This window comes from Pseudomonas tritici (assembly GCF_014268275.3).
Taxonomy (GTDB): Bacteria; Pseudomonadota; Gammaproteobacteria; order Pseudomonadales; family Pseudomonadaceae; genus Aquipseudomonas; species Aquipseudomonas tritici.
On the sequence record NZ_CP077084.1, the window covers coordinates 6184148 to 6196994 of the forward strand.

10 protein-coding genes are annotated in these 12847 nt (G+C 59.6%); 3 read left to right on the forward strand and 7 right to left on the reverse strand.

The window, feature by feature from the left end; translation table 11 throughout:
* Nucleotides 1-4: 4 nt before the first annotated feature.
* From HU722_RS28490 to HU722_RS28500, 3 genes are all read right to left on the reverse strand, one after another.
* The gene (locus tag HU722_RS28490) at nt 5-2521 is read right to left on the reverse strand and encodes a fimbria/pilus outer membrane usher protein (protein ID WP_065891327.1); all 2517 of its coding nucleotides are present in this window, start codon (nt 2519-2521) and stop codon (nt 5-7) included.
* Nucleotides 2522-2528: 7 nt separating this feature from the next.
* Nucleotides 2529-3221 carry a fimbria/pilus chaperone family protein gene (locus tag HU722_RS28495; protein ID WP_083214005.1) on the reverse strand — a complete coding sequence of 231 codons (693 nt, stop codon included), beginning with the start codon at nt 3219-3221 and terminating at the stop codon, nt 2529-2531.
* Nucleotides 3222-3360: 139 nt separating this feature from the next.
* Nucleotides 3361-4011: a DUF1120 domain-containing protein gene (locus HU722_RS28500; protein ID WP_065874455.1), complete on the reverse strand. Its 651-nt coding sequence runs from the start codon at nt 4009-4011 to the stop codon at nt 3361-3363.
* Nucleotides 4012-4483: 472 nt separating this feature from the next.
* On the opposite strand from HU722_RS28500, the gene ppx reads away from it, so the two are divergent.
* Complete coding sequence (gene ppx, locus HU722_RS28505; protein ID WP_028618414.1) at nt 4484-5986, forward strand: exopolyphosphatase; 1503 nt, start codon at nt 4484-4486, stop codon at nt 5984-5986.
* A gap of 136 nt (nt 5987-6122) precedes the next feature.
* On the opposite strand, the gene ppk1 is transcribed toward ppx, so the two are convergent.
* Together ppk1 and hemB are read right to left on the reverse strand one after the other, a co-directional pair.
* A complete protein-coding gene (gene ppk1 / locus HU722_RS28510) occupies nt 6123-8345 on the reverse strand; it encodes a polyphosphate kinase 1 (protein ID WP_065875421.1) in 2223 nt (740 codons plus the stop codon).
* A gap of 18 nt (nt 8346-8363) precedes the next feature.
* Nucleotides 8364-9377 (reverse strand): porphobilinogen synthase, encoded by a 1014-nt coding sequence (gene hemB / locus HU722_RS28515; protein ID WP_065875422.1) that lies wholly within the window; start codon nt 9375-9377, stop codon nt 8364-8366.
* Nucleotides 9378-9584: 207 nt separating this feature from the next.
* Between hemB and HU722_RS28520 the strand changes: the two genes are divergently transcribed.
* Nucleotides 9585-10220: a DedA family protein gene (locus HU722_RS28520; protein WP_065875423.1), complete on the forward strand. Its 636-nt coding sequence runs from the start codon at nt 9585-9587 to the stop codon at nt 10218-10220.
* On the opposite strand, the gene HU722_RS28525 is transcribed toward HU722_RS28520, so the two are convergent.
* Entirely contained in the window at nt 10201-11436 is a 1236-nt protein-coding gene (locus HU722_RS28525; RefSeq protein ID WP_065875424.1) for a sterol desaturase family protein, read from the reverse strand. The two genes, HU722_RS28520 and HU722_RS28525, sit on opposite strands and share 20 nt — an antisense overlap.
* Before the next feature lie 115 nt (nt 11437-11551).
* On the opposite strand from HU722_RS28525, the gene elbB reads away from it, so the two are divergent.
* On the forward strand, nt 11552-12217 hold the full coding sequence (gene elbB, locus HU722_RS28530) for an isoprenoid biosynthesis glyoxalase ElbB (protein WP_065875425.1): 666 nt from the start codon (nt 11552-11554) through the stop codon (nt 12215-12217).
* 173 nt (nt 12218-12390) lie between these two features.
* Here elbB and HU722_RS28535 read toward each other — a convergent pair whose 3' ends face one another.
* The gene (locus tag HU722_RS28535) at nt 12391-12846 is read right to left on the reverse strand and encodes a YaiI/YqxD family protein (protein WP_065875426.1); all 456 of its coding nucleotides are present in this window, start codon (nt 12844-12846) and stop codon (nt 12391-12393) included.
* Nucleotide 12847 lies beyond the last annotated feature (1 nt).

The following is a 12847-nucleotide window of genomic DNA, read 5'->3' on the forward strand; positions in this document are numbered from 1 at the left end:
CCGTTCAGCGAACATGGCATACCACGGGTGCGGTGTCGTAGAGTTGGTCATCGTCAGGCTCTTGCTCCGGGTTGACTTGCAGCAGGCAGGATTGCGAATCCGGCAATGAAACCTTCAGGGTTTGCGGCCCATCAATGTTGCTGAGGAAAATCATGCCCTCACCCACCACGCTGGTTACAAAGTTGTTGTCCTGGCCAAACACAGCAGCCCCTTGAGGCAAGGGCCGACCTTGTTCATCCTGAGCTTCAAGCAACAGGCGACGGACTTTCACCACATCAAAGTTGAGGATGTTGACTGAGCCACGACCAGCGGCGAGCACCTTGGTCCCGTTCTTCAAGTCGACGCGCTTGGGCAGCGACTGGGTCTGTACCTGCAGATGGTTGTTGCTGTAGGCCTGCAGCCCGGGGATCACCGCCTGGCCGCTGAAATCCGTCCATACCGGCCCTTGGGCCGTGGAGACCTTGGCCTTAGCAATATCGCCCACCGAGACGATGCCAAACGTGTCCTGCACTGCATACGGCGAGAACGTCACGCCGTGTTCATGAGCGACGATGCCGCCTTGCAGTTGCCCGGAATAGCTGGTGCTTGACGGATCACGGCTGGCACCGAGGCTCACGCGGGTATAAAGCGGCAATACGTCCACCCGGCCGCGCACGCTCTGCTCCCGCTCGTTCACGTCTCGATCAACACCGACCTCGTAGTTCACATAGTCGTTGACCCGCTCGCTTAGAGCGGTACCCGCATCCAGTCGGTCGCCTCGACGACTGACGTAAGAACTGACTCGGCGATCACCGCCCAGGGGCACCGTGACCTGCAGCCTGAGGGAGGTGTCTTCGTCCAGCCGGTCGTCGCGTCGGCCACCCGCAACCGCGTCACGGCGTCGAGGCCTGGCCCCACCGACCTGGGCGTCGGCGATCAGCGCCACCCCCACACCGTTAAACGTATTGTTCCACGAGGCAAAGAGGTGATCGGCGGACTGCCCGTCAAACTGCGAGCTACGCGTGAAACTGATGGAAAAACCACCCACAAACGGATCCGCCCAGCTTAAACCTGCCGTGTACTGGCGCTTGAAACGCGCATCGAAGTCGTACCCACGCGACGCCTGGCCTGCGTCCAGCACCTCCCGATAGCCTCGGCTTTGCGTAGAGGCGCTCAGGTTCATGTCGAGGTTGGCGAACAACGGGCTGCCCACAGAGAGTGTGCTGCGTGCGCCCCCTACGCCATCTTGGCCATCACGGGACAGGTTGTGGCGCATGCCCACCGTCATTTGATGGAAAAACACACTGCTCAGTGAGCCACCTGCCGACTGATACTCGTCGGTACTCAGCAAACCGAAACCCAGTGACGCGTTCTGGCCCAGCCCCCAGGTGCCGCTGCCCATGGCAACAACGGGCGCTTCCCGGCTGTCGAAGGACGTGTCACGCACCTTGCCGACGGAAAAGTAATACCCCGGCGTAACAGGAGCCCCACCTCGAAAGGACGCAGCGGGTACGACAAAACTGCGCTTTGCGCCCCGCACGTCAATCACGCTCACATCGAGGTCGCTGGTGCTGTTGAGCAACGGTAATCCGGTGAGCCTGAACGGCCCCTCCGGTACCAGCGTGGTATGGATCAATGCACCCGACTGACGCACCTCGACCCGTGACTGGCTTTGGGCCAGCCCTTCAACCACTACCTCGCTGCTGCCCCCGCCCGCGCGTTGTTGACCATCCGGAAAAAACTGCAAGCCAGCCAGTTGTACCCCGCCAAATATAGGGTTGTTGCTGGAAATCTGCCCGACCTGGAAAGTCGACTGCAACGCCGCGATATCACGCTGGGCGTAGGCGTCCACCTGCTCGGTTCGAGTCTGGCCATTGTCAGAGATAAAAAACTGGCGGCTACGAACAATCCAGTTACCCAGATTGAACCCTGCCTCGGTATAGGCCGATACAAAGCGACTTGGCCCACTTCGCGAGCGGGTATCGAAACCCAACACGTCATAGTTGAAGATGGATGCCGCGCCGCCCTGAGAAAAATTCCCGGCCTCCCACTCTGGCGCGCGCAGGGACTGGGTCGGCACTACCAGGGTGACCTCATCGCTGCTCGGGCGCAGCCGTACCATGGTCGCCGGGTATTCCCCAACGAAATCATGGCAGGCCTGGTCAGGACTGATGCCTTCGCGTAGCACACGGGAGGGTGTGACCAGACCCGCCTTCGCCAGTAACGCCTCGGTGAAGCACAACTGGCCCTGGTAATCGAACCGCGCGTCCACCAACCCCAGCGGGGTGCCATTGACCCGCAGCCCGACCACATGCACACCTTCGCGAAAGCGCGCCGCGCTGCGAAAGTATTCGGACACCTGCGGGTCGATCCCAAGGGTTGTCAACGCGGCCAGGTCAAAACCTTCTCCGAGCTCCAAGGCCGCGCTGGAGCCTGGCAACCCCCACAGCGTCGCGAGCCCCAGCAAGACCCTGGAACGCGCCTGTAATACCTTGCCAGGCGCGCTTTTGGCAGAGCGACCTGAGTGCCTGATCTTTTTCATAGGCTCGTCAGTCCGCATCTGCCGTAACGGGTGCGCGGTAGCTGTCCACCGTAAACCCGTAGACCGTGGCCGGTTGAATCTCCACCGCGACCACTCCCGCCACTGAGTCGTCCGTCACGACTGTGAGCACTTCACCCGGCAGAATGTAGGTACGCGGTAACTTTCCCAGACGCGCCAGCGGATGCAGTTGGACTTCGAGTGCCATCCGCACAACGTAAGCGCTGTTGTTATAAGCCTTTATCTGGTCACCTTCGCGCTTCCAGGTGAGCAACTGCCACGGCGCATCGTGCTTGGGCAGGCCTTTGGGATGCAGGATCAACGGCAGGTTCTGGCGCAGGGTGATACCAATGGTCGCACCGCCGGGCGTGCGAGCCTGGGGGATACCTTCAAAGGAGACTCGCTTCAGGCGCTGGGTCTTGAGCGGTGCCTTCGCGGTCATGATGAAGCGTACAAGTTGAGTGTCGCCCGACTCGACCCGAGTAATGGGCGGCGTAACGATCAATAAGGATTCCAAATCTTCTGGTATGTTTTGTATGACCGAATGCAATAACGCCGCGCCAGGATCAGTGTTTTTTATATTAAGTGTCGCTTCACCGTCCTCTTCATTCAAAATCACAACTGTTGTCTCGGGTTGCATCCCGTCAGCTACTGCCATACCACACAAGCAAAGGCACACGCTTATATACCGTAGCAACGCCATCACTATTATTGAAAGAGCCTTCACTGAGTTTCCTCACAGCCATAAAGCCAACAATTAACGAACACCCACGCAAAAACAGCCGACACTTAACAGAGACGCGTCACTGCCTGTGCATTAAGGTCGGCCGTTAATAACGTATTTAGATGTAACTCAATTCCAGAGTGGCGCGGCCGTCCAGTGTCGTATCGCGGGTCAGATCCAGATCTTGCGTGCGGTTGATAACGGCTTTCACAGCCAGAGTGCCCGTAAGTTGGGTGATGGATGCGGGTTGCAGGCTGGAGCCGTTGCCCCACGAATATTGACTCGGCTTTTGCGCGACTTTGCCGTCACTGCGCTGCCAGGAACCTGTGGTACCAACACGCACGAGAGGGCTCAGGGCCCCGGTGGACGAGCGTAGATTCGTCAGAGTCACGGAGTAGCCACCCGTACGCTTGCCGTTGGCAAGGCCAAGCCCGAAGTTCTGCGCCTCGGTGAACCCGGAACCGAGAATCCCGGTCACCTTGCTGCCCGATTGCAGGTCAGTCAGCGCCAGGCCGAACTGGGCTGGCGTCTTGCCGCAACTGACGGACAAGGCGACAGGTTTCTCTGTTAGAGGATTGAAGTTAGTGGCGGACAGACTTCCGGAGGGAATTATTCCGTAATCCACGATGCCGCCACCGGCGAGGCTGAGGTTGCAAGCCAACGGCTTGATCGTCCCTCGTACAATCAGTTCAGCAGCCGTTGTTGCATGAGCGCCGATACTCGCGACCAGACACAGAGTACTGACTGTCAAACCAAGCATTTTTTTCATGTTTATCCTGTCATCTATAGTGGGCAGGTGCGTTTACGATGGGCGGGTATCCTTTACCCCTCTCTTCATCCTTTAACATATGACCACACATAAATAACACCACGGCGAAATTGCCGAGTGACAGTCTGTCGCTTTACCCCCCGAATAAAGAATGAGAGAACACGCCACTCTTCGTGGGAGGCGTAGATAGAGAAAGTGGGCCAGAATTCATCGTCGAGTAAGCTTAAGTACAAAACCAACTAGTGAATATCCAACTCAGTGTAGGCAAAATCATAAACAGCCTGAAAACAACAAACGCTTAATTACGCCTACAAAAATGAAACATCATTCGCTGCGGGCCTAGAAAACCGCCCTACATTCCCCACAAGAATTCCTTACAGACAGTCAAAGGAAAATTACCGAAGCCGTACGCGTTGGCACCAAAGGTCGATCGTGGCACGATGGCTGGGTTATCGACCGAGACCCCCTAACCATGCCGCAATCCCAAGCCAAGAATCTGTCCCTGATCGCCGCCATCGACCTGGGCTCCAACAGCTTTCACATGGTCGTGGCCAAGGCCCAGAACGGCGAAATCCGCATCCTTGAGCGGCTCGGCGAAAAAGTGCAACTGGCTGCCGGAATCGACGATGAGCGCCAACTCAACGAAGAATCCATGCAGCGCGGGCTCGATTGCCTCAAGCGGTTTGCACAATTGATCAACGGCATGCCCCTGGGTGCCGTGCGAATCGTCGGCACCAACGCCCTGCGCGAAGCCCGCAACCGTGGCGAATTCATCCGCCGCGCCGAGGAGATCCTTGGGCATCCCGTTGAAGTCATCTCTGGCCGTGAAGAAGCGCGCCTGATCTACCTCGGCGTGTCCCACACCCTGGCCGATACGCCCGGCAAACGCCTGGTCGCCGACATCGGCGGTGGCAGTACCGAATTCATCATTGGCCAGCGCTTTGAACCGCTACTGCGCGAAAGCCTGCAGATGGGCTGCGTCAGCTACACCCAGCGTTATTTCAAGGATGGCAAGATCACCCCGGCGCGCTATGCCCAGGCCTACACGGCGGCGCGACTGGAGATCATGAGCATCGAGCACGCCCTGCACCGCCTGACCTGGGATGAGGCCATCGGTTCATCCGGCACCATCCGCGCCATCGGCCTGGCCCTGAAAGCCGGCGGCCACGGCACCGGCGAGGTCAACGCCGAAGGCCTGGCGTGGCTCAAGCGCAAACTGTTCAAGCTGGGGGACGCCGAGAAAATCGACTTCGACGGCATCAAGCCCGACCGTCGTACTATCTTCCCGGCCGGCCTAGCGATTCTCGAAGCGATCTTCGACGCCCTCGAGCTGCAACGCATGGACCACTGCGACGGTGCCCTGCGCGAAGGTGTGCTCTACGACCTGCTGGGCCGACACCACCACGAGGACGTGCGGGAGCGCACGCTCACCTCGTTGATGGAGCGTTACCACGTCGACCTGGAACAAGCCGCCCGTGTGGAGCGTAAAGCCCTGCACGCCTTCGACCAGGTGGCCGAGGACTGGGACCTGGAAGACGGCGTATGGCGCGAGCTGTTGGGCTGGGCTGCCAAGGTGCATGAAGTGGGGCTGGATATCGCCCACTACCATTACCACAAGCACGGCGCCTACCTGATCGAGCACTCGGACCTGGCCGGTTTCTCACGCGAAGACCAGCAAATGCTCGCCCTGCTGGTGCGTGGCCATCGCCGTAACATCCCCAAGGATAAATTTGCTGAGTTCGGCGACGAGGGCATCAAGCTGATTCGCCTGTGCGTGCTGCTGCGCTTTGCAATCCTGTTCCACCATATCCGTGGCACCCAGGAAATGCCCCAAGTGACCCTGCGCGCCGACGGCGACAGCCTGGACGTAGTGTTCCCGAAAGGTTGGCTGGATGAGAATCAGCTGACCCAGGCGGATTTCGCCCAGGAAGCGGAGTGGCTGACGCGGGTGGGGTTCAGCCTGAACCTGCGTTAACCCGGCCCAAAGAACACTGCAAAAGCAAATGTGGGAGCGGGCTTGCTCGCGAATGCGGAGTGTCAGTCACTAGATGTACTGACTGATCTACCGCATTCGCGAGCAAGCCCGCTCCCACATTTGGTTTGTGTCGGCTTCAGTTCACCGACAGGATCGGGCTACCCAACTTCTCCAGCAACGTCGCCTGCGCACTGCGCGGGTTCTGGTTGCCGGTCGGCGTGTTGCGAATATAGCGGCCGTCCGACTGCAGGCTCCAGCTGTGGGTGTTGTCGGTGAGGTAGCTTTCCAGCTCCTTCTTGACCCGCATGATCAGCTTCTTGCCTTCCACCGGGAAGCATGTTTCCACACGCTTATCGAGGTTGCGCTCCATCCAGTCGGCACTGGAGAGGAACATCTGTTCTTCGCCACCGTTGAGGAAGTAGAAGACCCGCGTGTGCTCCAGGAAGCGGCCGATGATCGAGCGCACGTGAATGTTGTGCGAAACCCCGACAATGCCAGGACGCAGGCAGCACATGCCGCGCACCACCAGATCGATGCGCACGCCGGACTGGCTGGCCTTGTACAGCGCGCGAATGATCTTCGGATCGGTCAGCGAGTTGAACTTGGCAATGATGTGCGCCGGTTTGCCGTCGAGGGCGAACTGGGTTTCGCGGGCAATCATGTCGAGCATGCCCTTCTTGAGGGTGAACGGCGCGTGCAGCAGCTTCTTCATGCGCAAGGTCTTGCCCATGCCGATCAACTGGCTGAACAACTTGCCGACGTCTTCACACAAGGCATCGTCGGACGTCAGCAGGCTGTAGTCGGTGTAGAGCTTGGCGTTACCGGCGTGGTAGTTACCAGTGCCCAAGTGTGCGTAGCGCACGATCTCACCGGCTTCGCGGCGCAGGATCAGCATCATCTTGGCGTGGGTCTTGAAGCCGACCACACCGTAGATCACCACCGCGCCGGCTGCTTGCAGGCGACTGGCCAATTGCAGGTTGGACTCTTCGTCGAACCGCGCACGCAACTCGATCACCGCCGTGACTTCCTTGCCGTTACGCGCGGCGTCGACCAGGGCGTCGACGATTTCCGAGTTGGCGCCGGAACGGTACAGGGTCTGGCGCACGGCCAACACGTGTGGGTCTTTGGCGGCTTGTCGCAGCAGGTCGACCACTGGCGTGAAGGACTCGAACGGATGCAGCAGCAGGATGTCCTGCTTGCTCACCACGCTGAAGATATTCTCGCTGTTTTGCAGCAATTTCGGGATCTGCGGCGTGAACGGGGTGTATTGCAGTTCCGGATGGCTGTCCAGGCCGGTGATGCTGAACAGGCGTGTCAAGTTCACCGGGCCATTGACCTGGTACAACTCGGATTCGGCCAGGTTGAACTGCTTCAGCAAGTAGTCCGACAGGTGTTTAGGGCAGGTGTCGGCCACTTCCAGGCGCACCGCATCGCCGTAGCGCCGCGAGAACAGCTCGCCGCGCAGGGCACGGGCCAAGTCTTCGACGTCTTCGGAGTCCAGCGCCAGGTCGGCGTTACGGGTCAGGCGGAATTGGTAGCAGCCCTTCACCTTCATGCCCTGGAACAGGTCATCGGCGTGCGCATGGATCATCGACGACAGGAATACATAGTTATCGCCAGCGCCCCCCACCTCTTCCGGTACCTTAATGATCCGTGGCAACAGACGCGGTGCCGGGATGATCGCAAGGCCTGAGTCACGACCGAAGGCGTCGATACCTTCCAGCTCGACAATAAAGTTGAGGCTCTTGTTCACCAGCAACGGGAACGGGTGCGTCGGGTCGAGTCCGATCGGGGTGATGATCGGCGAAATCTCGTCACGGAAATAACGGCGCACCCAGGTTTTGATCTTGGTAGTCCAGTGACGGCGACGGATGAAGCGGACCTGATGTTTTTCCAGTTCCGGCAACAGAATGTCGTTGAGGATCGCATATTGGCGGTCCACATGGCCGTGTACCAGTTCGCTGATCCGCGCCAGTGCCTGATGCGGCTGCAGGCCATCGGCGCCGGCTTGTTCGCGGGCGAACGTGATCTGCTTCTTGAGGCCGGCGACGCGGATCTCGAAGAACTCGTCCAGGTTGCTGGAGAAGATCAACAGGAACTTCAGCCGCTCCAGCAACGGATAGGACTCATCCAGCGCCTGTTCCAGCACGCGGATGTTGAATTGCAGTTGTGACAGCTCGCGGTGGATGTACAGGCTGCTGTCATCCAGGTTGGTCACAGCGACCACCGGGACCGGCGCGGGCGGCTCAGCCACCACGACAGGCACGGCGGGCTCGTGCTCCGGCGGCGTTTCGGTGACTTGTTCAACCACCGGGTGAGCGTCTTTTACGGCAACTTCTGTGAGTCCTTCGGTATTCATCGAGTGTTCCTGTGAGGGCTATTGTTGCTCTCTAAGCAATTGGGCGGCGCGGGCGGCGAAGTAGGTCAGAATGCCATCAGCCCCGGCGCGTTTAAAGGCTGTAAGGGATTCAAGGATCACCCCTTCACTCAGCCATCCATTCTGTATTGCTGCCATGTGCATGGCGTATTCGCCACTGACCTGATACACAAAGGTCGGCACCTTGAATTCTTCTTTGACCCGATAAAGGATGTCCAAGTAGGGCATCCCCGGCTTGACCATCACCATGTCAGCGCCTTCGGCCAAGTCGGCCGCCACTTCGTGCAGGGCTTCATGGCTGTTGGCCGGGTCCATCTGGTACGAAGCCTTGTTGGCCTTGCCCAGGTTAAGCGCCGAGCCCACCGCATCGCGGAACGGGCCGTAATAGGCGCTGGCGTACTTGGCCGAATAGGCCATGATCCGCACGTTGACGTGGCCAGCCAGCTCCAGGGATTCGCGGATCGCCTGGATGCGGCCGTCCATCATGTCCGACGGTGCAACCACCTGGGCACCGGCTGCTGCGTGGGACAGGGCTTGCTTGACCAGGGCATCCACGGTGACGTCATTTTCAACATAGCCGTCCCGGTCAAGAATGCCATCCTGGCCGTGGGTGGTGAACGGGTCCAACGCCACGTCAGTGATCACCCCCAGCTCCGGGAAACGCTCGCGCAGCGCACGCGTGGCACGCTGCGCGATCCCTTCCGGGTTCCAGGCTTCGGCAGCGTCCAGGGACTTGAGTTCAGGAGGCGTGACCGGGAACAGCGCCAGCGCGGGAATCCCCAACTCAACCCAGCCCGCGGCTTCTTCAAGCAGCAGATCAATGCTCAGGCGTTCCACACCTGGCATCGAAGCCACCGCTTCCCGACGATTTTCACCGTCCAGCACAAACACCGGCAGGATCAGATCGTCGGTCGTCAGTACATTTTCACGCACCAGACGACGAGAAAAATCATCACGACGATTGCGACGCAGACGAGTGGCGGGAAACAGGCGATTGGCAGGGGTAAAGCTCACGACAGACTCCTGAGCCCGGGTTCACGGGCGAGCGTTGCAGTTATAAGCGGCCATTATGACGAAGGTATGACAGTTGTGCTTAACGATGCGACCTGTAGTCGCATTCGCGATTTACGTAGGAATTGTTCACTTCGTGACACATCTCGATACTTTCATGAATCTTCGTGAAGGCGTAGGCTGCGCGTTCATTTCGCCAGCACCCAGACCATGCTTCAACAATTTCTGCATGACTTCGGCTACTTTGCCCTCTTCCTAGGCACCTTCTTTGAAGGCGAGACCATTCTTGTTCTCGCAGGCTTCCTGGCGTTCCGTGGGTACATGGATATCAACCTGGTGGTGGTGGTTGCCTTTTTCGGTAGCTACGCCGGCGACCAGCTTTGGTATTACATGGGCCGCAAGCACGGCCGCAAGCTGTTGGCGCGCAAGCCGCGCTGGCAATTGATGGGCGACAAAGCCCTGGAGCATATCCGCAAGCACCCGGATATCTGGGTATTGAGCTTTCGCTTCGTCTACGGGCTGCGCACGGTCATGCCAGTGGCGATTGGTCTTTCCGGCTACCCACCGCTGCGCTACCTCATCCTCAACGGTATTGGTGCCGCGATCTGGGCGGCCGCGTTGGGCGCAGCGGCTTACCATTTCGGCGCCGTGCTGGAAGGCATGCTCGGTAGCGTGAAGAAATATGAGTTATGGGTATTGGGCGCGTTGCTGCTGCTGGGCTTTGGCCTCTGGCTGCGCCGCCGCTTCAAGAACGCCCGTATCGCTCGTCAGGCCTGTGCCGATGAAAAGGCCCGGCTTGCCGCCGAGCCTGCACGGGTTGAAGCGCCTAAGACACCAGTCGAGTAAACCGGCTGCTGCAGCAGTAGAGGCCAATCACGCTGAGCAGGCTGTAACTGAGCAGGCCCAGCCAGCCCAGGTTGCTGGCCGGCCACAGACCGACCAAAGGCGCCAGCCATACCAGCGGCACATTCAGCACCAGCCGTGAAAGCTCGGCCTTGAACGCCCATGGGCGGTTCTCCAAAGCCACACCCAATGTAAACAGCCCCAACGCCATGGCACTCCAACCCAGGATCAGCGCCGCCGTGGGCAAGCCTTCGCCGAAATTCATCAAATAGCTACCAAAGCTCACATACGCCGCGAACTGCAGGGCGATGTAGACCTGTTGGCGCACATCCAGCGCTACCTCGAACTTACGGAACAGGCTCAAGTCATGTTTCGCCAGCGGGTACTTAGCCTTCACGTCCGCCGGGCGCCAGCCGGTGCGCATGAACCAGATGCGCAGCTTGTCCCACCAGCGCTCTGTGCGCCGCGCATCACTCCACAGCTGTGCATAAAACTGCAGGTTAGCCCACAGCGGGTTCCAGCTGGACAACGGCGTGGTCACGCCGAAAATAACCGGCTCGTTGTCGTCTTCTTCCTGGAAGGAGCCGAACAGGCGGTCCCAAATAATGAACACCCCGCCGTAGTTGCGATCCATGTAGAGAGCGTTCTGTGCATGGTGGGCCCGATGATTGGATGGCGTGACGAAAAACCATTCGAACCAGCCGAGTTTGGGCACATGCCGGGTGTGCACCCAGAACTGATACAGCAAGTTAAGGGACGCCACGCTGATAAACACCACCAACGGCACACCGAGTACGGCCAGCGGCAGGTAAAAGATCCAGCTCAGCAGGAAACCGGTACTGGTCTGGCGCAGGGCGGTGCTGAGGTTGTAGTCCTCGCTCTGGTGATGCACCGAGTGCGCGGCCCACAAGATGTTGCGTTCGTGCCCCATGCGATGCAGCCAGTAGTAGCAGAAGTCGTAGAACACAAAGGCGAACACCCAGGTCCAGACGCTGTGGGCCGACAGCTCGATCACCGCGAGGTGCTTGAGGGCGAACGCATAGGTCAACAGCCCCACGCCCTTGGTCAGCAGCCCCGTGGTGGTAGACAGCACACCGGTGCTGAGGCTGTTGATGGCGTCCGCCACCCGGTAGTTACGCTGGCCGCGCCAATGATCGGCGAGCAGCTCCACCACAATCAGGGCGATGAAAAACGGTACCGCGTAAGGCACGAAGTCCATGGTCTGGTCCGGTCTATTTTTGTTACATCAGATTAGGTGCAGCGGCGCGAGATCCCATTGGCAACAGATGACAAATTAGTAGACATTTAACGCCAAGAACCAAGGAGAAATGCCCATGAGCAAAAAGATAGCAGTGATCCTTTCCGGCTGTGGCGTGTACGACGGCGCAGAGATCCAAGAAAGCGTGATCACGCTGCTGCGCCTGGACCAGCGCGGCGCTCAGGTCCAATGCTTTGCCCCGGACATCGCGCAACTGCACGTGATCAACCACCTCACCGGCGAAACGATGCCCGAGTCACGCAATGTGCTGGTGGAGTCGGCGCGGATCGCCCGGGGGGACGTGAAAGACATCCGCGAAGCCAATGCCGAAGACTTCGATGCGCTGATCGTGCCCGGCGGGTTTGGTGCGGCGAAGAACCTGTCGAACTTTGCCGTGGAAGGCGCCGGCTGCAGCGTCAACCCGCAGGTTCTGGAGCTGGCCGAGGCCTTTGCCGAATCGGGCAAGCCCGTGGGACTGATCTGCATCTCCCCGGCCCTGGCGGCGAAAATCTACGGTCCTGGCGTGACCTGCACCATTGGCAACTGTGCCGACACCGCCGCCGCGCTGGACAAGATGGGCGCCACCCACCAGGAGTGTGCGGTGGAAGATATCGTCGAAGACCAGGCGCGCAAGCTGGTGAGCACCCCGGCCTATATGCTCGGCAAGAACATCAGCGAGGTCGCTTCGGGGATCAACAAGCTGGTGGATCGGGTGCTGGAGTTGACCCACGAAAACGACTGACCCGCTTGCCAAACACTTAATGTAGTGAGCGGGCTTGCCCCGCGCTGGGTGGCGAAGCCGCCCCAAACCAGACGACCTGGTTTTATCTGGAACTCTGCGGTGTCTTTATTGGGGCTGCTACGCAGCCCAGCGCGGGCGGTGCGACGATTCGACAAGCCCGCTCACTACACAGATCAGGCTTGGCGCATCAACCGGGTCAGGATTCGGTCCAGGGCATTGGCAAACGCCTGCTTGTCCTTCTCCCCATGGGGCGGTGGTCCCCCGCCCATCTGGCCTTGCTCGCGCAGATCGGTGAACAGATTGCGCACTGCCAGGCGCTCACTCATGTTGGCCGGGCTGAACTCCTTGCCCCGTGGATCGAGGGCCGTGACGCCCTTTTTCACCAAGCGGTCAGCCAGCGGCACATCGCTGCAGATCACCAGTTCACCAGGCTCTGCGTGCTCTACCAGGTAGTCATCCGCCGCATCCGGGCCACTGGGCACCACGATCAGCTTCACACAGGCAAAGCTCGGCTTGATCTGGCTCTGACCGGCCACCAGCACCACTTCGAACTGGCGCTTGAGGGCGAACTTCACCACTTGGTCCTTGGCCGCCCGAGGGCAGGCGTCGGCATCGATCCACACGCGCATG